The organism is Thiomonas intermedia, from assembly GCF_002028405.1.
Lineage (GTDB): Bacteria > Pseudomonadota > Gammaproteobacteria > Burkholderiales > Burkholderiaceae_C > Thiomonas > Thiomonas intermedia.
On the sequence record NZ_CP020046.1, the window covers coordinates 952,147 to 976,314 of the forward strand.

General features: G+C 66.8%; 21 protein-coding genes. 9 read left to right on the forward strand and 12 right to left on the reverse strand.

Going from position 1 to position 24,168, the window contains the following annotated elements; translation table 11 throughout:
- Positions 1 to 6 precede the first annotated feature (6 nt).
- The 3 genes from BVH73_RS04495 to BVH73_RS04505 all read right to left on the reverse strand — a co-directional run bounded on the left by BVH73_RS04495 (position 7) and on the right by BVH73_RS04505 (position 2,141).
- On the reverse strand, positions 7 to 843 hold the full coding sequence (locus tag BVH73_RS04495; protein ID WP_169836749.1) for an HvfC/BufC N-terminal domain-containing protein: 837 nt from the start codon (positions 841 to 843) through the stop codon (positions 7 to 9).
- Complete coding sequence (locus BVH73_RS04500) at positions 831 to 1,742, reverse strand: MbnB/TglH/ChrH family RiPP precursor modification enzyme (RefSeq protein WP_079416465.1); 912 nt, start codon at positions 1,740 to 1,742, stop codon at positions 831 to 833. The genes BVH73_RS04495 and BVH73_RS04500 overlap by 13 nt, the downstream gene beginning before the upstream one ends.
- A 69-nt stretch (positions 1,743 to 1,811) precedes the next feature.
- On the reverse strand, positions 1,812 to 2,141 hold the full coding sequence (locus tag BVH73_RS04505; protein WP_079416467.1) for a BufA1 family periplasmic bufferin-type metallophore: 330 nt from the start codon (positions 2,139 to 2,141) through the stop codon (positions 1,812 to 1,814).
- Positions 2,142 to 2,380: 239 nt separating this feature from the next.
- Here BVH73_RS04505 and BVH73_RS04510 point away from each other — a divergent pair, with 239 nt between their 5' ends.
- On the forward strand, positions 2,381 to 2,956 hold the full coding sequence (locus tag BVH73_RS04510; protein ID WP_079416469.1) for a sigma-70 family RNA polymerase sigma factor: 576 nt from the start codon (positions 2,381 to 2,383) through the stop codon (positions 2,954 to 2,956).
- Positions 2,953 to 3,159, forward strand: coding sequence for a zf-HC2 domain-containing protein (locus BVH73_RS04515; RefSeq protein ID WP_245800411.1), 207 nt, complete (start codon positions 2,953 to 2,955; stop codon positions 3,157 to 3,159). Before BVH73_RS04510 ends, BVH73_RS04515 begins: the two co-directional genes overlap by 4 nt.
- Positions 3,160 to 3,171: 12 nt before the next feature.
- Here the strand turns inward: BVH73_RS04515 and BVH73_RS04520 are convergent, their stop codons facing one another.
- The 8 genes from BVH73_RS04520 to BVH73_RS04555 form a co-directional block, all read right to left on the reverse strand.
- A complete protein-coding gene (locus tag BVH73_RS04520) occupies positions 3,172 to 4,065 on the reverse strand; it encodes an EamA family transporter (RefSeq protein WP_079416473.1) in 894 nt (297 codons plus the stop codon).
- 110 nt (positions 4,066 to 4,175) lie between these two features.
- Entirely contained in the window at positions 4,176 to 4,364 is a 189-nt protein-coding gene (locus BVH73_RS04525) for a hypothetical protein (protein WP_079416475.1), read from the reverse strand.
- A gap of 77 nt (positions 4,365 to 4,441) precedes the next feature.
- Positions 4,442 to 5,134 carry a gamma-glutamylcyclotransferase gene (locus BVH73_RS04530; RefSeq protein WP_079416477.1) on the reverse strand — a complete coding sequence of 231 codons (693 nt, stop codon included), beginning with the start codon at positions 5,132 to 5,134 and terminating at the stop codon, positions 4,442 to 4,444.
- A gap of 73 nt (positions 5,135 to 5,207) precedes the next feature.
- Entirely contained in the window at positions 5,208 to 6,695 is a 1,488-nt protein-coding gene (locus tag BVH73_RS04535) for a glutamate synthase subunit beta (protein WP_079416479.1), read from the reverse strand.
- Positions 6,696 to 6,817: 122 nt separating this feature from the next.
- Positions 6,818 to 11,569 carry a glutamate synthase-related protein gene (locus BVH73_RS04540; protein WP_079416481.1) on the reverse strand — a complete coding sequence of 1,584 codons (4,752 nt, stop codon included), beginning with the start codon at positions 11,567 to 11,569 and terminating at the stop codon, positions 6,818 to 6,820.
- A gap of 157 nt (positions 11,570 to 11,726) precedes the next feature.
- Positions 11,727 to 12,449, reverse strand: a complete 723-nt coding sequence (locus BVH73_RS04545; protein WP_079416483.1) for a hypothetical protein — start codon at positions 12,447 to 12,449, stop codon at positions 11,727 to 11,729.
- Between the two features lie 170 nt (positions 12,450 to 12,619).
- Positions 12,620 to 12,934 (reverse strand): chaperone modulator CbpM, encoded by a 315-nt coding sequence (locus BVH73_RS04550; protein ID WP_079416485.1) that lies wholly within the window; start codon positions 12,932 to 12,934, stop codon positions 12,620 to 12,622.
- Positions 12,931 to 13,899, reverse strand: coding sequence for a DnaJ C-terminal domain-containing protein (locus tag BVH73_RS04555; protein ID WP_079420335.1), 969 nt, complete (start codon positions 13,897 to 13,899; stop codon positions 12,931 to 12,933). The genes BVH73_RS04550 and BVH73_RS04555 overlap by 4 nt, the downstream gene beginning before the upstream one ends.
- Positions 13,900 to 14,235: 336 nt before the next feature.
- Between BVH73_RS04555 and BVH73_RS04560 the strand changes: the two genes are divergently transcribed.
- Positions 14,236 to 15,708: a DEAD/DEAH box helicase gene (locus tag BVH73_RS04560; RefSeq protein WP_079416487.1), complete on the forward strand. Its 1,473-nt coding sequence runs from the start codon at positions 14,236 to 14,238 to the stop codon at positions 15,706 to 15,708.
- A 42-nt stretch (positions 15,709 to 15,750) separates the two neighbouring features.
- Here BVH73_RS04560 and BVH73_RS04565 read toward each other — a convergent pair whose 3' ends face one another.
- Complete coding sequence (locus BVH73_RS04565) at positions 15,751 to 17,745, reverse strand: hypothetical protein (protein WP_245800413.1); 1,995 nt, start codon at positions 17,743 to 17,745, stop codon at positions 15,751 to 15,753.
- Between the two features lie 277 nt (positions 17,746 to 18,022).
- Here BVH73_RS04565 and BVH73_RS04570 point away from each other — a divergent pair, with 277 nt between their 5' ends.
- The 6 genes from BVH73_RS04570 to egtD all read left to right on the forward strand — a co-directional run bounded on the left by BVH73_RS04570 (position 18,023) and on the right by egtD (position 24,168).
- On the forward strand, positions 18,023 to 18,688 hold the full coding sequence (locus tag BVH73_RS04570; RefSeq protein WP_079416489.1) for an enoyl-CoA hydratase-related protein: 666 nt from the start codon (positions 18,023 to 18,025) through the stop codon (positions 18,686 to 18,688).
- A gap of 86 nt (positions 18,689 to 18,774) precedes the next feature.
- The gene (locus BVH73_RS04575) at positions 18,775 to 19,992 is read left to right on the forward strand and encodes an acyl-CoA dehydrogenase family protein (RefSeq protein ID WP_079416491.1); all 1,218 of its coding nucleotides are present in this window, start codon (positions 18,775 to 18,777) and stop codon (positions 19,990 to 19,992) included.
- 166 nt (positions 19,993 to 20,158) lie between these two features.
- The gene (locus BVH73_RS04580; protein ID WP_079416493.1) at positions 20,159 to 20,851 is read left to right on the forward strand and encodes a glutathione S-transferase N-terminal domain-containing protein; all 693 of its coding nucleotides are present in this window, start codon (positions 20,159 to 20,161) and stop codon (positions 20,849 to 20,851) included.
- Between the two features lie 24 nt (positions 20,852 to 20,875).
- Positions 20,876 to 21,733: a fumarylacetoacetate hydrolase family protein gene (locus BVH73_RS04585; protein WP_079416495.1), complete on the forward strand. Its 858-nt coding sequence runs from the start codon at positions 20,876 to 20,878 to the stop codon at positions 21,731 to 21,733.
- 66 nt (positions 21,734 to 21,799) lie between these two features.
- Positions 21,800 to 23,116 carry an ergothioneine biosynthesis protein EgtB gene (gene egtB, locus BVH73_RS04590; RefSeq protein WP_079420338.1) on the forward strand — a complete coding sequence of 439 codons (1,317 nt, stop codon included), beginning with the start codon at positions 21,800 to 21,802 and terminating at the stop codon, positions 23,114 to 23,116.
- 59 nt (positions 23,117 to 23,175) lie between these two features.
- Entirely contained in the window at positions 23,176 to 24,168 is a 993-nt protein-coding gene (gene egtD / locus BVH73_RS04595; RefSeq protein ID WP_079416497.1) for an L-histidine N(alpha)-methyltransferase, read from the forward strand.

The window sequence follows — 24,168 nt, forward strand, 5'->3', positions numbered from 1 at the left end:
AAGCTTTCAGGCCAGGCTCTCCACCCGGTCCAGCCAGCCTTGGGCCATGGCCTCGTGCAACCAGGCGCCGACATCGAATCCATCGGCCGCAGCGTCGAGGGCGAGGTCCAGCCGCATCGGCCGCTGCAAGGCCGTCAACCATGCGGCTTCGGCCTCTGAAGCCGCGCGCACGCGGGGCTGGAAGCCGTCGCGCCAGACCCACGCCGTCTCGCCCCCCGCACGCACGACCTGCCGCAGCGCAGCGCCATCGGGGGTCGGGTGCTGATGCAGCCGCCACAAGGACACGAGCGGCCATGACGCCTTGATCAGACACGATCCTGGCGCGAGATGCAGACGCAATGTGGCCGGATCGTCATGGGCGAGCCGCTGCAGATCGTCGGCGCCGAAGGCCGCGGCAGGCGCGTCGAGCGCGCGCCACAGCGCCCAGTCGAGCCGGGCGCTATCCACCAGCCAGGGCCAGTCGTGCAGGTCGGGCTGTGCCTGCACGCAGGTGGCGAAGTCTTCGCCGAGCCGCGCCAGATCGCCGCACTTCGGCGGCCAGCCGCGCCAGTAACGCGCGGCCACGGCGTCGAAGGCCGACTCGCCCAGCATGGCCAGAAGGGTGGGAAACTGCACCCGCAATGCCGCGCTGCCATTGGCCAGACCGTTGCCGCGATAGGCCGCAAGGCCTGATCGCCAACGTGCTCCGGTCTGGCGCAGGCCCAGCGCTTCATCAGCTTCGCGCGGCGGGTGCGACACCCACAGGGCATGCAGCAAGGCCTGCTGTCTGCGCGCCTCGCCAGACACCACGCACCCGCCAAAAGGCATTGGCGCACCAGGCGCGGACTGCTTCATGGCAGACATGCCATCACCTCGCTCGCATGCGTGCCCTGCCCGTTTTGCAGGTACTCGTCCAGCAGGGCCTGCGCCTGCCCCGCTTCGCCCAGCAGCACATCGAGCGTGGGCAGATCGGTGTCCCATTCGATCAGCGTCGGCACCGCGCCGAAGCGGCGCAAGGCGTGGGCATAGGCCAGCCATACCGGCAGCGAGACCACGCTGGCATGGTCGTCGACGACCAGTCCGTTCTGCACACTGTGGCCCGCGAGATGGATTTCGCCCACCAACGCAGCAGGCGCTGCAGCGGCCAGCTCATCCAGCCAGTCGGCCACGCGCTGCACGGGGTCTGGCTCGCCGGCATTTTTGGCATTGACCATGAGGTTGTTCACATCGAGCAATAGGCCGCAGCCCGTGCGCCGCCCGAGTTCGGCAAAGAATTCGGGCTCGGTGAAGTCGGCTTCGGCGAAGTCGAGATAGCTGCTCAGGTTCTCGACCAGGATGGGACGGCGCAGACGCTCCTGCACCTGCTGCACATGGCGCACGAAGATGTCGAGCGAACCACGGGTGAAGGCCACCGGCAGCAGATCATTGGCATGCACCACACCGCGCGAGGCCCAGGGCGCGCGGGCGAAGCAGGCATGATCGGAAACGCGTACCGGTGCGATGCGCTCGACCAGATCGGCCAGACGATCGAGATGCGTCGCATCGAGCCCGCAGGCCGAACCCAGCGCCAGACCCACGCCGTGCAGGCTCACGGCATGATCCTGCCGCACCCGCTGCAATACCTGCGCCGCGGCGTCATGGGGGTTGAAGAAATTCTCGGAGTGCACTTCGACGAAGCCCAGGCGGGGCTGCATCGCGTGAAACGCGCTGTAGTGGGGCTGGCGCAGGCCGATGCCCGCGCGAGCCGTGTCAGGGAGGATCATGTCTTGTCTCCTGGGCACAGCGGCGGCGATGGTCGACGAGCAGAGCGTCGGCAAAGCCGCCGCGTGAACTCACATGCTCATCTTCTTGGCCATTTTTTCTTCGAACATCTTGACCTCGGCGGGGTTCTTCAACAGCGCCTTGGCCTGTTCCATGTTCAGGCCTCCCATCTCCTTGCAGGTGCCCGTGGGCTTGACCGCGAAGTCGCCCGGGTCATAGCTGGTGGTGCTCGTGCCCTTGCACGAATGCAGTCCGGAAATGCCCGCGCAATCGTTCTGACCGGCCTTGGCGATGCCGAAGCATTTGTCCATGCTCTGAGCCTGCGCTGCAGGCGCGAGCGACAGCACACCCATGGCCAGCAGGGAAGCGGCGGCGGTCTGGAGGACTTGGCGTTTGTTCATGGTGAATCTCCTGAAAGTGTGGAAGGCGACGGCAGACGGTCTGCCTGCTCAAACCCGGTCAACAAGAAATCCGGGCTGCTTCTTGGTCGTCGTGCGGCGGCGTTCCTGACAGCCCAAATCCTGGTGGAAACCCGCATGCCGTGCGCCAGCGCAGGGCCGAAGGCTGTGGAAGAATGCGCGGGCTTCCATGAACCGGCGCCACCGGCCCCGGTCACCGTATCGTTCTCACGTCCCCCGCCATGTCCGATTCCCTGCAGCTTGCCGATTTGCACGGACGCCTCGAAGCCCTGCGCCCCACGCTGCTGCGCCTGGCGCAACTGCAATTGCGCAATGCGGCCTGGGCCGAAGATGCGGTCTCGGAGACTTTGCTGGCGGCCCTCGAAGGCGCGTCGCGCTTTGCCGGCCAGTCGCAGCTCAAGACCTGGGTGGTGGGCATCCTCAAGCACAAGGTGCTCGACCAACTCCGCCAGCGTCAGCGCGAGGTGGCGTATGACACCGATGACGACGGCGAGGTGATCGACGATCTGGTGTTCGCCCCCGACGGTCATTTCCGCACGACGCCACAGACCTGGCAGAGCCCGTCGGACACGCTACAGCAGCGCCAGTTCTTCGAGGTGCTCGAGGCCTGCATGGATGCGCTGCCCGGCCAGATCGGCCGCGTGTTCCTGATGCGCGAATGGCTGGAGCTCGACACCGACGCCATCTGTCAGGAATTGCGCCTCTCCTCGACCAATGTCTGGACGATGCTGCACCGTGCCCGCATGCGTCTGCGCGAATGCCTGCAACTCAACTGGTTCGGGAACCCCGCCAAGTGAACTACCCCTTCCGTCGCACCTGCCGAGAAGTCGCCGCGCTCATCCTGGCGCGGGAAGATCGCGCGCTCGAATTCCCCGAGCGTCTGGCCGTGCGCATCCATTTTCTGGTCTGCAAGGCCTGTCCCCGTTTCGAGCAGGAGGTGCAGACCATGCGCGCCGCGCTGAACGGCTGGAAAAACTATCGCAACAACGGCGACGAGTGAATCGGAGAGTGGTCAACCCAGCCGCAGCATCACCGCGCCCGCGGCGATGAGCGCAAGCGCGATCCAGCCATGCAGATGGGGCCGTTCGTGCAGGAAAATCCAGGCCAGCAACACGCCGAACAACATGGCCGTCTCACGCAGTGCCGCGACCTGCGCCACGGGCGCCACGGTCATGGCCCACAGCGCCAGGGCATACGAGCCCAGACTGCTGGCTCCGCCGCCCAGTCCGCGCAGAACGGGACGCAGGCTGGCCCGCCACCGGGATGCCGCGCCGTCCCTGGGCAAAGGCATATCCAGGGCGAGAAGCGCAGTCAGCCCGCGGCGTCGAAGCAGCCAGGCCAGGGTGGGCAGGGCGGTCAGCGGAAAGGTCCACAAGGCATAGGCCATGGGTGCGCCGGAGGCGCGGGCTCCGGCGGCGTCGTTCAGGGTATAGGCCGCGATGACCGCCGCGTTGAGCAAGGCATAGCCCACGGCCGACGATTCGCCGGGCAGAAGCCGCACCCGCATGAGCAGCACGCCCAGGCCCACCATGCCCACACCGGCCACCGCCGGCAAGGTCAAGGGCTCCTGGAACAGCCAGACCGCCGCCAGCAGGACCAGCAAAGGCGCTGCACCGCGCATGAGCGGATAGCTGACCGCCACGCGGGCCCGGGCATAGGCTGCAGCGAGCAGACCGAAATAAACCACATGCAGGATCGCCGTGATCGCCAGATGCGGCCAGGCCGCCGGGGCGGGTTGCCGCATGAAGGGCAGCACGACCGCGGCCACCACGCTGCCGCCCGCGACGAGACGGGCGGTCTCCATGCGCCGGTCGGTGCCGCTGCGAATCGCCACATTCCAACTGGCGTGCAGCAACGCGCCGACGATCACGGCCAAGTAGGCCAACGTGGGGAAATCGGTTTGCATCGGGAATGATGACGCCGGTTCAGGCGCGATGAGCACCCACGCCGTGCCATGGGACGAAAGTCAGCAGCCGCTGCATGCAACGACCGTGCATCCGTCTTCAACGCGCCGAATCAGGGCGTAGAGCGCTGGTCTGCCGCCCCTTCGCCGCGCTCGTCGCCTGAAGGCTGGTCAGGCTGGGGCGGAGCATCGGGCGCGCCGCTCTCGGATTTATTGGCCTTGCGCTGGAGCTTTTCCTGCTTCTTGCGCTCTTTGGCCAACTCTTTCTGGCGTTTTTCGTAGGAGTAATTCGGCTTGACCAATGGGATTCCTGGTGAAAGTGGAAAAAATGCAGCGCGCCTCGAGACGACGTCGCGGCACATGGCGCTAAGGCCACATGCTATCGGGGATGCGACCGTGCCGCGCCGGATCGGGCCGCGGACCCGGGTTCGCCGTCCTGCGCCTCGCCGTCAGCGCCCAGACAGTGTTGCGCGGCCAGCCGCATGATGCGTTCGATCTCGGCATCGCGAATGCCAAGACCGTGCAGCGCGTGCGCGGTACGCGCGACGTAATCGAAGGTCGTCCCGTAGCGACCGCGGCAGGTTCGCAGAATGTCGAGCAGTTGCCCGTCGTCGAGCGTGCCGGTATAGCTCGGGCTGCTGGGCGCCAGGGTGAAGGCCAGCGCCTGCACCACGCCCTGCGGGGTGCGGCAGGCAAGCCAGCGGGGGTCATACACCGCGCGAGGCATTTCGCGACGCCACAACTGGCGCAATTCGCGCTCGGCCCGATGCCGGGGCACGCGCAAGGCAATGCCGCTGCACGACCCCCCCGCCATCAGGGCGAACACCAGGCCGGGCGCGTCTTCCGTGCCCCGGTTGATGCGCGACCACATGCGCAGCGTGCGACGCCAACCCCAGACTCGCGCGGCGCGCACTTCGTCGTGCGTCACCTCCGGGTTCCAGATGAGCGAGCCGTAGCCGAACACCCAGAGATCGCCGTCGGGACGGGTCGCCAGCGTGGCCTCCAGCATGTCCTGCGGATCCCGCCCCGGAAATTGGGGCAGACCATGATCGTCATCGGCTTCGCGCATCATCTCCGCATTGTGCAAAAAACCGGCTGTACCGTCTCCGCACAAATCAAAAAATCGGTGAAGCCCGGACGCTGGTTCACCTCGGCAGAACGGTGGTGCCGGTGAGGAAGCGGTCGATCTCGCGTGCGGCTTGGCGGCCTTCGCGGATCGCCCACACCACCAGGCTCTGCCCGCGGCGCATATCGCCCGCGGCATAGACCTTGGCCACATTGGTGGCATAGCCCGACTCGTCTTCGGTGCCCGCCTTGGCATTGCCACGCGCATCCTTGTCGATGCCAAAGGCCTCCAGCACGCTGCCCACGGGATGCACGAAGCCCATGGCCAGCAGCACCAGATCGGCGGGCAGGGTGAACTCGCTGCCGGGCACTTCCTGCATGCGGCCGTCTTTCCACTCGACGCGACAGGCCTTGAGTTGCTTGACCTTGTTCTTGTCCTTGCCGGTGCCTGGAACGAAGGCCTTGGTGGCCACGGCCCAGTCGCGCGAGCAGCCTTCTTCGTGGCTGCTGGAGGTGCGCATCTTGATCGGCCAGTAGGGCCAGACCAGGGGCTTGTTCTCTTGCTCGGGCGGCTGCGGCATGACCTCGAACTGGGTGATGCTGGTCGCGCCGTGGCGGTTGCTAGTGCCCACACAGTCCGAGCCGGTATCGCCGCCGCCGATCACCACCACATGCTTGCCGGTGGCCATGATCTGGCCCTTCAGCTTGTCGCCGGCGTTGACCTTGTTTTGCTGCGGCAGGAATTCCATGGCGAAGTGAATGCCGTCGAGCTCGCGCCCCGGCACCGGAAGGTCGCGGGGAAACTCGGCACCGCCGGTCAGCAGCACGGCATCGAAATCCGCCTGCAGCTGGGCGGGGGTGATGGCCTCCTTGGCCCCGTTGGCCACGGTCGCGCCGGGGCCGTCCTTGGGCATTTCGGCCACCAGCACGCCCGTGCGGAAGGTCACGCCCTCGGCCTGCATCTGCGCCATGCGGCGGTCGATGTGGCTCTTCTCCATCTTGAAATCGGGAATGCCATAGCGCAGCAGGCCGCCGATGCGATCGTTCTTTTCAAACACGGTGACAGCGTGGCCGGCGCGGGCAAGCTGCTGGGCCGCGGCCAGACCGGCGGGGCCGGAGCCGACCACGGCCACGGTCTTGCCGGTCTTGTGAGCCGACGGCTGCGGGGTCACCCAGCCTTCAGCCCAGCCGCGGTCGATGATGGCGTGTTCGATGGACTTGATGCCCACGGGCAGTTCGTTGATGCCCAGGGTGCAGGCCGATTCGCACGGCGCGGGGCAGATGCGGCCGGTGAACTCGGGGAAGTTGTTGGTCGAATGCAGCACGTCGAGCGCGCGCTTCCAGTCGCCCTGCCACACGAGGTCGTTGAAGTCGGGGATGATGTTGTTGACCGGGCAGCCGTTGTTGCAGAACGGAATGCCGCAGTCCATGCAGCGCCCCGACTGAATCTTGGCCTTGTCGTCGGGCAACTCCTGCACGAACTCCTTCCAGTGCTTGAGCCGCGCGGCGGGCGCTTCGTACTGCTCTTCCTGCCGTTCGAATTCCATGAATCCGGTGATTTTTCCCATGGTCGATCCTTATTTGATGTCTGAACACTGGAGCCAATGAGGCGAAACCCGCCGGGCCGCCCCAAGGGTTTCGCGCCCCTTGAGGGGGGAGCCCAGCGCAGCGCAGGTTCTCGGGGTGGGCCTCATTTGGCGGGCACGCTGGCGTTGCCGGCGGGGGCCTTGGCTTTGGCCGTGGCGGACTGCGCCTCGCGCTTGGCGGCCATTTCGCCCAGAGCCCGCTTGTATTCTTGCGGGAACACCTTGACGAAGCGGCCGCGCGCCTCTTCCCAGGTATCGAGCAGTTCGCGCGCGCGCTGCGAGCCGGTCCAGCGCAGGTGGTCCTGCAACAGCTTGCGCAACTGGGCCTCGTCGGTCTGGCCGCGGTGCCACAGCGCCTCGGCCATCTGCGCCTTCTGTTCGGCCGACGACAGCACCTTGTCGAGGGCCACCATGGCAGTGTTGCAGCGCTTGGCGAACTGGCCGTCCACGTCATAGACGTAGGCGATGCCTCCGCTCATGCCGGCGGCAAAGTTGCGCCCGGTTTCGCCGAGCACCATCACGGTACCGCCCGTCATGTATTCGCAGCCATGGTCGCCGGTGCCTTCGACCACCGTGGTCGCGCCGGAGTTGCGTACCGCGAAACGCTCGCCCGCCACACCGCGGAAGAAGGCCTCGCCTTCGATGGCGCCGTAGAGCACGGTGTTGCCGACGATGATGTTGCCCGGCGCATCGCCGCGGAAGTCGAGACTGGGGCGCACCACCACGCGGCCGCCGGACAGGCCCTTGCCGGTGTAGTCGTTGGCTTCGCCGATCAGGTAGAGCGTGATGCCCCGGGCGAGGAAGGCGCCGAAGCTCTGGCCGCCGGTGCCTTCCATCTGGATGTGGATGGTGTCGTCGGGCAGGCCATCGTGGCCGTAGCGCCGGGCCACTTCGCCAGAGAGCATGGCGCCGACCGTGCGGTTGACGTTGCGCGCGTTCTGGATGAACTGCACTTTCTCGCCGCGCTCCAGCGCCGGGCGGGCGCGTTCGATGAGCACGTGATCGAGCGCGCGGGCCAGGCCGTGATCCTGCTCCTCGACCTGACGGCGTGCGACCTCGGCAGGCACATCGGGCTGGTGGAACACGCGCGAGAAATCGAGCCCGCGCGCCTTCCAGTGCTCGACGCCCTTGCGCGCGTCGAGCAGATCGGCACGGCCGACCAGATCATCGAATGTGCGCACGCCGAGCTGGGCCATGATGGCGCGCACTTCCTCGGCGATGAAGAAGAAGTAGTTCACCACATGCTCGGGCTTGCCCGAGAACTTCTTGCGCAGCGCCGGGTCTTGCGTGGCCACGCCCACCGGGCAGGTGTTGAGGTGGCATTTGCGCATCATGATGCAACCTTCGACCACCAGGGGCGCGGTGGCGAAGCCGAATTCATCGGCGCCCAGCAGCGCGCCGATGACCACGTCGCGGCCGGTCTTGATCTGGCCGTCGACCTGCACGCGGATGCGGCTGCGCAGGCGGTTGAGCACCAGCGTCTGCTGGGTTTCGGCCAGGCCGATTTCCCACGCGGAGCCCGCATGCTTGATGGAGGACAGCGGCGAAGCGCCCGTGCCGCCATCGTGCCCGGCGATCACCACATGATCGGCCTTGGCCTTGGCCACGCCGGTGGCCACCGTGCCCACGCCCGACTCCGACACCAGCTTGACGCTGATGGACGCACGGGAGTTGGCGTTCTTCAGATCGTGGATGAGCTGGGCCAGGTCTTCGATGGAGTAGATGTCATGGTGCGGCGGCGGCGAAATGAGGCCCACGCCCGGCACCGAGTAGCGCAGCATGCCGATGTACTCGGACACCTTGCCACCGGGCAACTGCCCGCCCTCGCCGGGCTTGGCGCCCTGCGCCATCTTGATCTGGATCTGGTCGGCGCTGGCCAGGTATTCAGCCGTGACGCCGAAGCGGCCCGAGGCGACCTGCTTGATCTTGGAGCGCAGCGAATCGCCGCTCTTGAGCGGAATGTCGCTGACGATGCGCTGAGGCCCAAGCACCGAACCCAGGGTATCGCCGTCCTGGATGCCGGCCGAGCCCGTGCGCATCTCCGGCCGGTAGCGCAGCGGGTCTTCCCCGCCTTCGCCGGTGTTGCTCTTGCCGCCGATGCGGTTCATGGCCACGGCGAGCGTGGCGTGCGCTTCCGTTGAAATGGAGCCCAGCGACATCGCGCCGGTGGCAAAGCGCTTGACGATTTCGCTGGCAGGCTCGACCTCGTCGATGGCGATGGCCTTGGCCGGGTCGATCTTGAACTCGAACAGGCCGCGAAGCGTGAGCATGCGACGCGACTGATCGTTGATGATCTGCGCGTATTCCTTGTAGGTGTTGTAGTTGCCCGCGCGGGTGGCATGCTGCAGCTTGGCGATGGCATCGGGCGTCCACATGTGCTCCTCGCCGCGCACGCGCCAGGCGTAGTCGCCACCGGCGTCGAGCATCTGGGCGAGCACGGGCGAATCGCCGAAAGCGTCGCGGTGCATGCGCAACGCCTCTTCGCCGACTTCGAACACCCCCATGCCCTCGACCTGGGTGATGGTGCCGGTGAAGTATTTGTCGATGAGTTCACGCGACAGGCCGACGGCTTCGAAAATCTGCGCGCCGCAGTAGCTCATATAGGTGGAGATGCCCATCTTGGACATCACCTTCTGCATGCCCTTGCCGATGGCCTTGATGTAGTTGGCAATGGCTTTGTCGGCACTGAGATCGCCCGGCAGGTCGCGGGCCATCTCGGCGATGGTGTCCAGCGCCAGATAGGGGTGGACGGCTTCGGCGCCATAACCCGCGAGCACGGCGAAATGATGGGTTTCGCGGGCGCTGCCGGTTTCCACCACCAGCCCGGTCTGCGTGCGCAGGCCGTGGGCGGTGAGATGTTGGTGCACCGCACTCATGGCCAGCAGGGCCGGAATGGCCACGCGCTCGGCACTCATGTGGCGGTCGGTGATGATGAGGATGTTGTGTCCGCTCTTGAGCGCATCCACAGCCTCGGCGCAGATGGACGCGATGCGCGCCTCAATGCCTTCCTTGCCCCAGTCCACCGGATAGCAGATGTCGAGCTCGAAGCTGCGGAACTTGCCCCCGGTGTGCTGGGCGATGGAGCGCAGGCGCGCCATGTCGTCATAGTCGAGCACGGGCTGGCTGACTTCAAGACGCATCGGCGGGTTGACCTGATTGATGTCGAGCAGGTTGGGGCGCGGGCCGACGAAGGACACCAGCGACATCACCATGTTCTCCCGGATCGAATCGATCGGCGGATTGGTGACCTGGGCGAACAACTGCTTGAAGTAGTTGTAGAGCGGCTTGGCGCGGCTGGACAGCACCGCCAGCGCGGCGTCGTTGCCCATCGAGCCCACGGCCTCGTCACCCTTTTCGGCCATCGGCGCCATCAGGAACTTGAGGTCTTCCTGCGTGTAGCCGAACGCCTGCTGGCGGTCGAGCAAGGCAAGAGGCGAAGGCTCGGCTCGGCCCAGGTGTTCGAGGTCGTCGATGCGGATGCGCAGGTTTTCGATCCACTGACCATAGGGACGCGCGCCGGCGAGCTGGCTCTTGATCTCCTTGTCGTCGATGATGCGGCCGGCCTCCATGTCGATGAGGAACATCTTGCCCGGCTGCAGACGCCACTTCTTGACGATATGGCTTTCAGGAATGGGCAGCACGCCCGACTCGGACGCCATGATGACCAGGTCATCGTCGGTCACGATGTAGCGCGCCGGGCGCAGGCCATTGCGGTCGAGCGTGGCGCCGATCTGGCGGCCGTCGGTGAAGGCGATCGCGGCGGGACCGTCCCACGGCTCCATCATGGCGGCGTGATACTCGTAGAAGGCCCGGCGGCGCGGGTCCATCAGGGTGTGCTGCTCCCACGCCTCGGGAATCATCATCATCATGGCGTGCGACAGCGGGTAGCCCGCCATCAGCAGCAGCTCCAGGCAGTTGTCGAAGCTCGCGGTGTCGCTCTGGCCGGGGTAGATCAGCGGCCACAGCTTCTGCAGATCGGTACCCAGTACCGGCGAACTCACGGCGCCTTCGCGTGCGCGCATCCAGTTGTAGTTGCCCTTGACGGTGTTGATCTCGCCGTTGTGCGCTACCAGCCGGTACGGGTGCGCCAGCGGCCATTCCGGAAAGGTGTTGGTGGAAAACCGCTGGTGCACCAGCGCCAGAGCCGACACCACGCGCGGATCCTTCAGATCCTTGTAGTAGTCGCCCACCTGATCGGCCAGCAGTAGACCCTTGTAAACGAGGGTGCGCGCCGACATGGAGGGCACGAAATACTCTTTGCCATGGCGCAGATTGAGCTTCTGGATCGCGTGGCTCGCGGTCTTGCGGATGACGAAGAGCTTGCGCTCCAGCGCGTCGGTCACCATCACGTCGGGGCCACGGCCGATGAACACCTGGCGGATCACCGGCTCTTTGGCGCGGACGGTGGGCGACATCGGCATGTCGGCATCGACGGCCACATCGCGCCAGCCCAGCAGGACCTGGCCCTCGGCGCGCACGGCACGCTCGATCTCCTGTTCGCACGCCAGGCGCGACGCCTCCTCGCGCGGCAGGAAGATCATGCCCACGCCATACTCGCCTGGCGGCGGCAGTTCCACACCCTGCGCCGCCATTTCCTCGCGGAAAAAGACGTCTGGAATCTGGATCAGAATGCCCGCGCCGTCGCCCATGAGCTTGTCGGCGCCCACCGCGCCGCGATGGTCGAGGTTCTTGAGGATGAGCAGGCCGTTCTGCACGATGTCGTGCGACTTCACCCCTTTGATGTGCGCCACGAAACCCACACCACAGGCGTCGTGTTCGTTTTGCGGGCAATACAGCCCGTCGCGGGACAGTGCAGCGATTTCGGCGCTGGAGGCGGAAGTTTGGGGCGTGGACATGGCAGGCTCCGCATTGAGTCGACAAGAGGTTGCGAATTTACTGCATCGCAGCAGAGGGCGCAAGGAAAAATCTCTTCTCCGTCCCCATTTAATGGACGGGCCACGAAATGGGAATTTTTAATAGGGACAGATTGTTTGATCTACCCTGTGCGCCGACTCAAGCAACATTCATGCGCGGCCGCCCCCGCGGCGCGGCCTGCAAACGACGCCCGGTTTCGATCTCCATCTGGCGGAGAAAGAAATCGTCCCCCACCGCCAGGCCACGGCGCAACGCAGCGTCCAGCTCCCCCATCTGCACGGCGGTCAATCCTTGGTCGAGGCGTTCGCGGTAGCCGGCTTCGCGCGCAAAAGGGGTGTTGCCCAGAGTCCAGTAAGCCTCGGGCGCGGAGAGCGCGGGGCCGCGGACGGGCATGGCCTGGGCCTCGCCGACATGCGCGCCGAGGCTGCTCCAGAGCCAGGGCGAGGCGCCCGACAGCCCGGCGCGGTCAGCGGCCCGGTCGATCCAGACCATGGCCGTCAGTTCCCAATCCCCGGGCTGCACCAGCGCACTCTGAAATCGCCCTGCCCACGCCGGTTCGCGCGAAACCGGCACTGACGCCTCGGCCTGGGGCGCCTGGCGCGCGCGGCTGCTGCGCCGCGCCAGGCCTTGAACGAAGCGGGAGAGGTCTTCCGCCGACTGCGGAGTGAGCAGCAAAAGCACCGCATCGGGCAGCACCGCATAGGCATGCAGACGCACCGACACCTGGGCAAGCCCCTGCACCATCGTCTGCAGAAACCGGGCTCGCTGGTCGGGTGCCGCCAGTGGCGAAGCGCCCTGGGCCGCGTGCAGGCGCACCAGATGGGCGCGCCCCGGGCTGCAAAAACGGGCCTGCCGCGCCATCGGACCGCTCAGAGCTTGTGAATGTTTCGGGCATGCCCGAAAGACGCGTCAAAACGCACCCGATCGAGGCGCAAAGCACAGCCATAGCCCGAGCTATGGCGAGCATTTGCAACATAGAGCGGGGGTGTTTGGGTGTGCAAGGCGGGCATGGCTGAAAGGTTCACAAGCGCTCAGTGGCGCAAGGCCTGACGCAGGGCCGCGACTTCGTCGAGCAGATCGAGCACCAGCGCCGCCGCCGCGGGATTGAGTTCGAGTTCGCGCTGCAGCCGCAGGGCACGGCGCGCACGCGCCAGCGCCTCACCGCTGAATCGCCAGTGCTCCAAGGCATGCACCGGAGGGAGCGGGTCGATCACGCCCTCTTCGACCAGATGCACGATCTGCGTGCGCTCCACCCGGCAGAGTGCACAGACCTGATCCACGGTAATGTCGATCTGCTCTTCCAAAACGACGCCCACCAGGGGCGCGGCAATCGGGTTGTCGCTCATGATGCGGCTCCTTGATCCAGATGGGCGCGTGGATGGAACGCCGGGAAATCGTCTTGCATACGCCGGTAAGCCGAACGCGCCGCGTCGGCATCTGCCGGGGGCAACGCAATTTGCGCGACCACGTACAGATCACCCGGTGTGGCGCCCGGAATGCCGCGCCCTTTCAGGCGCAGGCGACGGCCGCTGCCGGTGGCCGGGGGAATCTTGAGCGCGACACGCCCGTCCGGTGTCGGCACCTGCACTTCCGCGCCCAGCGCCGCCTCCCAGGGGGCCAGCGGCAGATCGACAAACACGTCTCGCCCTTCCACGCGGTAAAGCCCGTGAGGATTGAAGCCAATCTCCAGATAGAGATCGCCCGCACCGCCCTCGCCAAGGCCCGGCGCACCCTGGCCGCTGAGCCGAATGTGCTGCCCGGCACGCACACCCTTGGGAATCTGCACCTGCAACGTGCGCTCCCGCGTCACCACATGGCCTTGAGCATCCACTTCGGGCATGCGCAAGGTAAGCGTGCGGCTGGCGCCACGATAGGCGTCTTCGAGATCAATGAGGATCTGGGCATGATGGTCCTGCCCGCGCAGATGCACGCCCTGCGCTTGCGGCCGCCCGCCGGCCCTTCGCCCCCCTGCCCCGCTGCGCGCGAAGAGGGACTCGAAAAAATCGCTGAAATCGCCTTCGCTGTCAGGCATGGCGCCTCGTTGTTCGAAGCCCGCGCCCCAGTCCGGCGGCGGCTGGAAGTCCTGCCCGGCGCGCCAGTTGCTGCCGAGCTGGTCGTAGGCGGCGCGCTTCTCCGGGTCTTTCAACACCTCGTAGGCCTCGCCCAGTTCCTTGAACTTGGCCTCGGCCCCGGCCTCCTTGCTGACGTCCGGGTGATATTTGCGGGCAAGCTTGCGGTAGGCGCGCTTGATCTCATCTTGCGTTGCGCCGCGCTCCACGCCCATGATGCTGTAGTAATCCTTGTAATCCATCGTGCGATCCTGTGCGGAGGAATGATGCGTCAAATGAGGGCAGAGGCCGAATTTTCAAAATGCGCGTTCGCCCTCATCGAAGCGCCATTCTCTGCCGAGCTGGCGCCTCTGGGCAACGCGCCGCCGCGGTCGCCTAGAATAAGGTCTGTGAATCCGCTGCGGCAGGCGATTTGACCTGCGACCCTCCTGGCGGAACTCAGCGCGGATTGCAGGCGTGCCGCACCCCATGATGATGCTGGCGCCCGATCTGCCTTGCGAGAGCATGCGTTCATGCACTCTCGAAACGGCAGAACCCGGCGCAATCCTCCGCTCTTTGCCGCCCTCACCACCGCACGGATGAATACCAACACACCCCCGAACGACGACACCACGCTGCCCGAGCGCTTCTCTGACCTGGCACTGGACGCGCGCATTCTGCGTGCCGTCAGCGACATGGGCTATGAGAAGCTCACGCCCATCCAGGCCAAGGCCATTCCCCTGCTGCTCGACGGCCGCGACATCATGGGCGCCGCGCAGACGGGCACGGGCAAGACCGCTGCGTTCTCCCTGCCCATCCTCCAGCAGCTCATGCCGCTGGCCTCGACCAGCGTGTCCCCGGCCCGCCATCCCGTACGCGCGCTGATGCTGGCGCCCACGCGGGAGCTGGCCGATCAGGTCTACACCAATCTCAAGGCCTATGCCAAGCACACGCCCCTGCGTTGTGCCTGCGTCTTCGGCGGCATGGACATGAATCCGCAGAAGGCCGAATTGCGTACGGGCGTCGATCTGCTGGTGGCCACCCCCGGGCGCCTGCTCGATCACCTCGAAGCCAAGACCGTCAACCTGAGCCAGGTGCAGTTCGTCGTGCTCGACGAGGCCGACCGCATGCTCGACATCGGCTTCCTGCCCGACCTGCAACGCATCCTCGGCTATCTGCCCAAGCAGCGCACCACCCTGCTGTTCTCGGCCACCTTCTCTTCGGAAATCAAGCGCCTGGCGCAGAGCTATCTGCAGAATCCGCTGCTGGTCGAAGTCGCCCGCCCCAACGCCACCGCGACCAATGTGGAACAGCGGGTCTATCAGGTGGACGAAGACGACAAGCGTGCGACCCTGGTGCAACTGCTGCGCGACAACCCGCTGCCGCAGGTCATCGTGTTCGTCAACAGCCGGCTCGGCGCGGGCCGCCTGACGCGTGCGCTGGAGCGTGACGGCATCAAGGCCTCGGCCATGCACGGCGACAAATCGCAGGCCGAACGGCTGACCACGCTGGAGGCCTTCAAGCGCGGCGAGATCCAGGCGCTGGTGGCCACCGACGTGGCGGCGCGCGGCCTCGACATCGCCGAGCTGCCCGGCGTGGTGAATTACGACGTGCCCTTCAATGCCGAAGACTATGTGCACCGCATCGGCCGCACGGGCCGCGCAGGCGCCTCCGGCCTGGCCATCACCCTGGCCACGACGCGCGATGCACGCGCGCTGGCCGACATCGAGAAACTGATCAAGCACCAGTTCGAGAAGCAGACGGTGTCGCTCGAGCGGGCCTCCCGCCCGCGCCGCGATGCGGACGAAACGCGGGAACACCGCATGCCCCGCGCACCACGCACCGTGACCGCCGAAGGGCAGACGCCAGCGCCAGCCGCGCCCCGTGCCGGACGATCTTCACGGCATGACCCCTGGTTCGACAAGCCCTATGAGGCCGACCCGAATGCCCAGCCCGCCTGGGACGCCGCATCGCCCATGCCCACCACCGCCAGTGGGACGCGCTCGGCCTCACCGAGCATTCGCCCGAGGCGCAAGATCGCCGCGCTGCTGGGCGGGCACGAGCCGAAGTAAACGAGCGCCGAAGACGGTCAGAGGCCGACCTTCGGCGAACGCTCAGGCGTCGGCCGGATCGTCGCCCGCACGCGGCATCAGCTTGAATTCCGAAGAAGTCGGCTTGGGCGTTTCCGGCCTGGGCGCCTCGGTCTGCGCAGCCGGCGGCTCCAGCGGCAGCTCGAAATCCAGATCGAGATGGGCCGGCGTGCCGAGCGTCGAGAGTTCGACGTGCTCAGCCTGCGCCGCGGTGGGAATGTTGTCGGGGAACAGGTCTCGCGCGACGGCGAACAACATCAGCAGATCGCGATAGGCCGCCAGCTCGAAACCCATGCGGTGCTGGTGCGGGTCATCGAGCAGCATGCGTTCGAGCACGGTCACGATCTGCGGCTCTCCCCAGGTCATGGTGATGAGCTTCATGGCACGGTCGTAGTCCATCAGCTCACGTCCCTGCGACTGATGCAAGACCTCGGGCGACGCGCCCCAGGGCGGTACGGCGACATTGAAGCGGCGCTCGAAACGGCCGTAAAGCGTCTCGAAATCCTGCTTGCGCCCATGCTTGCGATAGAGGTCGAACAGCAGCAGATAGGGCAAGGCGAAGCTGTCGCTCGTGCTGTCGTCGAGCGATTTCTCGAGCAGGGCCATAGCGCGGTCTTCGTCGCCCGTATCGATGAAATACTCGGCCAGATGCCCGGCATCCATCAGCTCGTCGACATAGACCTGCTTGTCCTGGCTGAGCGGCTGCATGAAACGCGAATCCCAGTCGATGCCCGAATCGGTCCAGTGACTTGGCCGGGCCAGATCGGGTGGGAGTGCGTCGATTTCAGGCTGCAAGGGCCGTCCGTCCACCAACGGGGGCAGGCCGAAAGGCAGCACGGGCGGCTGGATGGTGCTGGTCTGCACCGACATCGACGTCATCGGCGAGGTGAGCGCGGGGCTTGCAGCGGGTTCCTCGGCCTCGGTGCTGGCGGTCCGTGCCCCAAGTGAAGCGGGCACGAAGGGGCTCTCCGCCAGTCCCGGGTCGGCGCCCCGGCGCCAGAGCCAGAAGCTCAGCAAACCCATTGCTGCCAGAGCTGCGATCAGGGCGTAGACCACGCCTGCGGAGTAGCTCTGCGCCCGAACCTGGGTCAGCTCGGACTGCGAACGTTGCGCCTGCGCCGAGGCCTGCTCGAACTGCCGCTGCAGCACCGTCGCCCGTTCCTGCAGGGCATTGATTTGCTGCAGGGTCGGCTGCGCCTCGCCCGGTGCGGCAGTCGCGTCCAGGACGAGCTGGCGTAGCTGATTGAGCTGGCTGCGCTGCTCCGCGCTGAGGTTGGGCAGCACGGCGGGCAGGGCCGTGGCCAGGCGCAATTCAGGCACGGCGGCGAAGTCGGCCGCGCCGAGGTCATCGAGTTCGAGGCGGTTGCCTGCGCGGGTCGGTGCCGCGGGCACGGGCGTCTTGGCCGGCGCAGGTCGGCGTCGCTGCGTCTTGGCCGCAGTCTGTGCGCGCCGCTCATGCGAGGCCAGATCGCGCCGAACCGGCGGGGAAACCCGTGTGCTGGGCTGTGGTCGTGCCTGGGGCGCAGCGGCAAGGGATTCGGAGGGCCTGGAAGGCGCTTGGTCGAACGACACGCTCTGTGGCGCACGCGAGGACGGCGATGCCGCCAGGCTGGGCGCCGCCGCACTGCCCGCCACCATCGGCAACTCCGGTGCCGGCGGATCGACCAGCAGGGTGTAGACCTGGGTGCGCTGATATTGGCAGGCCAGATGCAGTCGCACGATCAGAATGGGCTCTCGCAGCGGCTGCTGGCTGCGCAACGACAGCGTCACGCCCTCCGCGGTGGGGCTCGATCCGATCGACAACGTCCCCAGCCCGTGGCCGTAGTCGCCCGCCTGCGCCTGTGCCTGCACGCAGGACAGAGGCAGGGACTCCTGCGGATCCAGGCGGATGGGAATCGTCATCTGCAAGGCGCGGCCAAGTTCGGCACGCGTCTGCGGTGCACCGATCATCAGCGCCTGCGCCGGGGCGCAAAGCCCCGCAGCCAAACCCAGCCCGACCGCCCATGCGCGCGGCCGCAAGGCCAAGCCTTGATGCGTCGCAGAAAAAAGGGTGAATGGGCGAAAGATCGAAAACATTGCTGCGCAAGTGAAGGCGAGTATCACCACGAATTGGAGGATCGAAAAGCAATGTATCACGCGGCTTTGCCGCAGATTGTTGCCAGTCAGGCCTGGTTCAAAAGTGTGTGAAAAAATTAACGAACGCCCGATTTTGTGTCGGAATCCCCCAACACAGACCGGGAAGCCGCAGCCGACTCCCTATCATGCAGCCACCTCTCCTGAAGAGTCCACTCACCGCATGAGCGCCGAACTCCGAGCCGAACGACAGGGCGACTGCCTGGTGCTGCGCCTGCATCATCCCGAAACCCGCCACGCGCTCAGCGCCGCGCTTTGCGCTGCTGCCCTGGAGGCGCTCACCACGGCTCAGCGCGACCCCGACATCCGCGCCGTGGTGCTCACCGGCAGCACGCCCCATTTCTGCAGCGGGCTGCACGACCTCGACGCGCTCGAAGCCCTGCACGACTGCATCCTTGCGCTGCGCGACTGCGAGCCGCTGGTCGTCGGCGCGGTCGAGGGCCAGGCCCGCGGCGCCGGGGCCGCGCTGGCCCTGGCCTGCGATCTGCTCGTGCTGGCCGACGACGCGCAATTGCAACTCATCGACCCGCTGCTGCCCCACCGTGACGTCGGGGGCGCCCAATGGCTCGCCGCGCGCCTGCTGCCCCGTCCCGTCTGCAACGAAGCGGCTCTGCCGGGGCCAGGCCTCGGCGCCGTACGCCTGCATCAGCTCGGTGTGGCCAACCGTCTGTGTCCACCGGGTCTGAGCGTGCAAACCGCCCTGCAGCTCATCGAAGGCATTCCCCGCATGTCCGGCAGCCCGCGCAAGAACCTGCCGAATCCGCAAGGCCATGAAAGCGCCCTGCATGTGCATCTGAGTGCCCAACTCCTGACCAACCCGCGCGACTGACATGAAACAGCCCCCTGACTTGCTGCGCGCGTCTCCCCCCGATGGGGGCGTCAGTTCCCTCGGAACGGCCGTGCGGAACTGACCTCATGCCGCCCCAAACGATGGACACCGCGCCCTCGCCGCGCGTCAGCACGCTCCAGACCCGACTGCACCGTTTCCTGCACACCGTGGTGCTCCCCCAGGAGAGCGCCATCAACACGTCGATGCGACTGGGCGCGTCCCATCCGGAGCAAACGGTCAACGCACAGCTGGCCCTCATACGCCAGAAGGCGCAACTGGCAGGGCTGTGGAATCTGTTTCTGCCCACCTCGCCCCGCGCCAGCCAGGGCTTGAGCCATTGGGAGTACGCCCCGATGGTCGAAGCCATGGGCCACATCGCCTGGGCCACCGACCTCTTCAACAGCGCCCAGCCCGACGCCGGCAATATGCAGCTGCTCGACAGCTATGCCAGCGAAGCGCTGAAAGACGCCTGGCTCGACCCGCTGCTGCGCGCCGAAACGCGCAGCGCCTGGGCTGCGGCCGAACCCGACGCCGCGCTGCACCAGCCCGATTCGCTGCAGACGCATGCCAAGCTCGAAGGCGATCACTGGCACCTGAACGGCCACAAGACCTGGGTGCAGGGCGTGCTGGACCCGCGCACCGCGAGCCTGCTGGTCTTGTGCCGCACCGATGCCGAGGCCGCCCTGCATCGGCAGTTCAGCGTGCTGCTCGTGCCCATCCAGGCCGATGGTGTGCACATCGGACGGCAGTTGCACGGCTGGGGCATGGCACCGTCGGTGCTGGCCGAAGTCACGTTCGACGGCGTGCGCGTGCCCGCCGCCCACCTGGTCGGCCAGCCGGGTCAGGGGCTGGAGATGCTGCAGGCCCGCCAGCGCATCGTCGGGCTGCACGACGCCTTGTGGAGTCTGGGCGCTGCCGAACGCGCGCTCGACCTGCTGATCGCCCGGTTGCAGACCCGGCGCATCGGCGAGCAGCTCGCGATCCATCACCCGGTCTGGCAGCAACGCATCGCCCGCACCCGCACCGGGCTGGACACCACCCGCATGCTGGCGCGGCGCAGCGCCTGGCAGATGGACCAGAACGACAGCCACCTGCCCTTGCAGGAACTCGCCATGCTGCAAAGCCTGGCGCTGCCGCTGGCGCTTGACGCGGTGCAGTGGAGCATCGTCGCACACGAAGCCGACGCGCTCGACGACAGTCTGCCCCTGGCCGGTCTGTCCGCTCAACTGCGGCTGATGCAGCAACTCACCCCACCGATCGAAACCCTGCACGCCCAGATCGCCCAGGGCGAGCTGCTGCGCTGAGGTGACGCTGAATGCGGCCTTCGCGGGCCGCTGCAGCTTCGCGGCAGCCGTCGCACAATGCGGCCGGAGCCTGTCACGGTCTGCGCCCGCCTCCCGGCGCGTGCGGCCAGCGTGAGAACAGGGCCCGATCCACCGTTCACACCGCCGCGCAGTCGGCACACTCACCATGATCGACCTCTACTCCTGGGCCACCCCCAACGGCCACAAGATCCACATCCTGCTCGAAGAACTCGGCCTGCCCTACCGGGTGCATGGCGTGAACATCGGCCGCGGCGAGCAGTTCGCGCCCGACTTTCTCGCCATCAGTCCGAACAACAAAATCCCCGCGCTGGTCGATGCCGACGGGCCGGACGGCCAACCCCTCAGCGTGTTCGAGTCGGGCGCCATCCTGCTCTATCTGGCCGAGAAGACCGGCCGCTTTCTGGGCACCGGGCCGCGTGCGCGCATCGCCACGCTGGAATGGCTGATGTGGCAGATGGGCAGCATCGGCCCGATGCTCGGGCAGGCGCACCACTTCCGCCAGTACGCGCCCCAGAAGATCGATTACGCCATCGACCGCTACACCCACGAGGCCCACAGGCTCTACGGTGTGCTCGACCGGCGGCTGGCATCGCAGCCTTATCTGGCGGGGCCCGACTACACCATCGCCGACATCGCCACCTTTCCCTGGTGCCGAAGCGCCGCCAATCAGGGCATAGCCTGGTCGGAGTTTCCACACGCCAAACGCTGGTTCGACGCCATCGCCGCAAGGCCGGCGGTGCAGCGCGGCGTGCAGGTGCTGGCCGACGCGCGCCCGCCCGAGATGGACGCCACCGCACGCGAGCACCTGTTCGGCCGCACCCAATACCAACGACGCTGAATCACCCTTACCGAGGAGACCGCGATGAAGTTCGTCCGCTACGGCCGCAACGGCCAGGAACAACCCGGCCTGATCGACGCGCAAAGCCGCCTGCGCAGCCTCGGCGGCCTCGTCGATGACATCGATACCCGCGTCTTCGGACCCTCGGGCCGCCAGGCCCTGCGCCGCATCGACGCCGAACAGCTGCCGCTGGTGACCGGCAGGCCGCGACTGGGCGTGCCCTTCGTGGGCATCAGCAAGTTCATCGCCATCGGTCTGAACTACCGCGATCATGCCAACGAGGCGCACATGGCCATCCCCGCCTCGCCCATCGTGTTCAACAAGTGGACGACCTGCCTGAGCGGCCCCAACGATGCGGTGCTTCGCCCGCCCGGCGCCCACAAGCTCGATTGGGAGGTCGAGCTGGGCGTGGTCATCGGACGGGAGGCGCGCTTCGTGCGCGAGGCCGACGCCCTCAAACACGTCGCCGGTTACTGCCTGGTGAATGACGTCTCCGAGCGCGCGTATCAGCTCGAACAGGGCAGCCAGTGGGGGCTGGGCAAAGGCTGCGACACCTTCGGCCCGGTCGGCCCCTGGCTGGTCAGCCGTGACGAAATCGCCGACCCGCAGGACATCGACCTCTGGCTCGACGTCAACGGCGAACGCATGCAGAGCGGCAACACGCGCGACATGATTTTCGGCGTGGCCTATCTGGTCGCCTATCTCAGCCGCTACATGACTTTGCTGCCCGGCGATCTCATCGCCACCGGCACGCCGCCCGGCGTGGGCATGGGCCGCAGACCGCCGCGCTATCTCCAGCCCGGGGATGTGGTGACTCTGGGCAGCCCGCAACTCGGCGCCCAGCGCCAGGCCATCAGGGCCGCGAGCCGCGTCGGGGTCTGATCGGCGCGTTTCACGCCATGCGGCTATCCTTGGCATTCACCCCCGAGACCCATGGAGCCCACCGCCATGCCGACACTCGATCTGGCTTTGCCGCCGCACGCGCATGACGCGCTGCCCCTGAACACCTCCAGGGCCGGGCGTCTTCTTGAAAGTCTGCTGCACACCCGCGCGCGCAGCGTGTCGCTGGTGGAGGGTCTGAGCGACGCCGACTGCACCGTGCAGTCCATGCCCGACGCCAGCCCGGCCAAATGGCATCTGGCGCACACCACCTGGTTTTTCGAGGAGTTCGTCCTCGCGCCGCACCTGCCGGGCTACCGCGGGTTCGATCCGGCCTTTCGCTACCTCTTCAACTCGTATTACGACACCGTCGGGCCGCGCCACCCAAGGCCGCAGCGCGGCCTGCTCACCCGGCCGACGCTCGAACACATCCTCGCCTTCCGCGCCCATGTCGATGCGGCACTGCAAAAGCTGCCCCCGGGCGCCGCGCCCGCGGCCCTGCTCGACCTGGGGCGGCATCACGAGCAACAGCATCAGGAGTTGCTGCTCACCGATCTGCTGCATCTGTTTGCGCAGAACCCGCTGCATCCCGCCTACCGCCCCTTGCCCGCCACCCTGCCCGCAGGGTGCACGCCAGACGCGCTGCGGTGGCTACGCTTTCCCGGCGGACTGACCGAGATCGGCCATGCCGACGAAGGGTTCGCATTCGACAACGAAGGCCCCCGCCACCGCGTCTGGCTCGACGACTACGCCCTGGCTCACCGCCCCGTCTGCAACGCCGACTGGCTCGACTTCATGGCCGACGACGGCTACGCCACACCCACCCTCTGGCTGGCCGATGGCTGGCGCTGGGTGCAGGAACAGGGCGTGCGCGCGCCGGCCTACTGGCAGGCGCACGACGATGGTTTCTACACCGAGGCCATGACCCTGCACGGCCTGCAGCCGCTGCTGCCGCAGGCGCCGGTCTGCCACCTCAGTTTCTATGAGGCCGACGCCTATGCCCGCTGGGCCGGCGCCCGCCTGCCGACCGAGTTCGAATGGGAAGCGGCAGCCGGCCGCCAGGCGCTGTCGGCGGCGACGCCGCCGCAGTTCGCCGATCATCCCTGGCGCCTTCCCCTTGCCGTGGGCAGCGCCCCCGAGAACGACCTCCAGGACCTCTGGGGCGGCGTGTGGGAATGGACCGCCAGCGCCTATCTGCCCTACCCCGGCTTTCGCCCGGCCCCCGGCGCCGTGGGCGAATACAACGGCAAGTTCATGAGTGGTCAGATGGTGTTGCGCGGCGGCTCCTGCGCCACGCCGCCTGGCCATCTGCGCCCCACCTATCGCAACTTCTTCTATCCCCATCAGCGCTGGCAGTTCACCGGGTTGCGGCTGGCGCGGGGTTGAAGTCGTCTCGTCGGCGGCCTGGCCGCCTCGCCGTGTAGACCCCTAGAAAAGGAATGCGCATGACTCCCCAGACTGCCACCGCCCTGCATCCACCCGATTCGAACGGCCTCGACCCCGAAACCATCCCCAAGGCTTTCGCCGAGCAAGTGCTCGAAGGCCTGGCCAGCCACCCCAAGCGCATTCCCTCGACCTGGTTCTACGACCACCGCGGCTCGGAGCTGTTCGAGCAGATCACCGAGCTGAACGAGTACTACCTCACCCGCACCGAAACGGCGCTGCTTCGCGGTCTGCGCGCCGATCTGGCCCGGCTGCCCGCGGGCGCGGCGGTGATCGAGTTCGGCAGCGGCTCCAGCCGCAAGACGCCTTTGCTGCTCGATGCGCTGCAGACTCCGGCCAGCTACACCGCCATCGACATCAGCGGTGATTTTCTGCGCCAGTCGGTGCGGGGGCTGCAACTGCGCTATCCGCAGATGAATGTGCAGACGCTGGAGGCCGATTTCACCGCCCCGCTGAGCTGGCCGGCCGCGCTGGAAGCCGCGGTGCGCCAGCAGCCGCGCATCGGCTTTTTTCCTGGCTCGACCATCGGCAACTTCACGCCGGAGCAGGCGGTGCGTTTTCTGCACGGCGCGGCGCAGTTTCTCGGTCCCGGCGCGCAGTTGCTGGTCGGCGTGGACGGCACGCAGGACAAGGCGCGCCTGCTGCCCGCTTACGACGACGCCCGCGGCGTGACGGCGGCGTTCAACCGCAATCTGCTCATCCGAATCAATCGTGAACTCGGGGCCGATTTCAATCCGCAGGCCTTCCGGCATGTGGCGCGCTTCGACACCGCGCGCAGCCGCATCGAAATGCATCTGCTCAGCCCCACGCCGCAGACCGTGCGCCTGCTCGGCCAGCGCTTCACCTTTGCCGAGGGCGAAACCCTGCATACCGAAAACTCGTACAAATATCCGGTCGCGATGTTTCAGCGCATGGCGCACGCCTCGGGCTGGACACCGCACCAACATTGGCTTGCACCCGGGGCGGAAGTCGCCCTGCATTGGCTGCAATGTTGA

Excerpts from the sequence above, each read along its gene's own strand:
- BVH73_RS04495 (WP_169836749.1), bottom strand. The coding sequence starts at position 843 with ATGTCTGCCATGAAGCAGTCCGCGCCTGGTGCGCCAATGCCTTTTGGC.
- BVH73_RS04500 (WP_079416465.1), bottom strand. The coding sequence starts at position 1,742 with ATGATCCTCCCTGACACGGCTCGCGCGGGCATCGGCCTGCGCCAGCCC.
- BVH73_RS04505 (WP_079416467.1), bottom strand. The coding sequence starts at position 2,141 with ATGAACAAACGCCAAGTCCTCCAGACCGCCGCCGCTTCCCTGCTGGCC.
- BVH73_RS04510 (WP_079416469.1), top strand. The coding sequence starts at position 2,381 with ATGTCCGATTCCCTGCAGCTTGCCGATTTGCACGGACGCCTCGAAGCC.
- BVH73_RS04520 (WP_079416473.1), bottom strand. The coding sequence starts at position 4,065 with ATGCAAACCGATTTCCCCACGTTGGCCTACTTGGCCGTGATCGTCGGC.
- BVH73_RS04530 (WP_079416477.1), bottom strand. The coding sequence starts at position 5,134 with ATGATGCGCGAAGCCGATGACGATCATGGTCTGCCCCAATTTCCGGGG.
- BVH73_RS04535 (WP_079416479.1), bottom strand. The coding sequence starts at position 6,695 with ATGGGAAAAATCACCGGATTCATGGAATTCGAACGGCAGGAAGAGCAG.
- BVH73_RS04540 (WP_079416481.1), bottom strand. The coding sequence starts at position 11,569 with ATGTCCACGCCCCAAACTTCCGCCTCCAGCGCCGAAATCGCTGCACTG.
- BVH73_RS04545 (WP_079416483.1), bottom strand. The coding sequence starts at position 12,449 with ATGGCGCGGCAGGCCCGTTTTTGCAGCCCGGGGCGCGCCCATCTGGTG.
- BVH73_RS04550 (WP_079416485.1), bottom strand. The coding sequence starts at position 12,934 with ATGAGCGACAACCCGATTGCCGCGCCCCTGGTGGGCGTCGTTTTGGAA.
- BVH73_RS04555 (WP_079420335.1), bottom strand. The coding sequence starts at position 13,899 with ATGGATTACAAGGATTACTACAGCATCATGGGCGTGGAGCGCGGCGCA.
- BVH73_RS04560 (WP_079416487.1), top strand. The coding sequence starts at position 14,236 with ATGAATACCAACACACCCCCGAACGACGACACCACGCTGCCCGAGCGC.
- BVH73_RS04570 (WP_079416489.1), top strand. The coding sequence starts at position 18,023 with ATGAGCGCCGAACTCCGAGCCGAACGACAGGGCGACTGCCTGGTGCTG.
- BVH73_RS04575 (WP_079416491.1), top strand. The coding sequence starts at position 18,775 with ATGCCGCCCCAAACGATGGACACCGCGCCCTCGCCGCGCGTCAGCACG.
- BVH73_RS04580 (WP_079416493.1), top strand. The coding sequence starts at position 20,159 with ATGATCGACCTCTACTCCTGGGCCACCCCCAACGGCCACAAGATCCAC.
- BVH73_RS04585 (WP_079416495.1), top strand. The coding sequence starts at position 20,876 with ATGAAGTTCGTCCGCTACGGCCGCAACGGCCAGGAACAACCCGGCCTG.
- egtB (WP_079420338.1), top strand. The coding sequence starts at position 21,800 with ATGCCGACACTCGATCTGGCTTTGCCGCCGCACGCGCATGACGCGCTG.
- egtD (WP_079416497.1), top strand. The coding sequence starts at position 23,176 with ATGACTCCCCAGACTGCCACCGCCCTGCATCCACCCGATTCGAACGGC.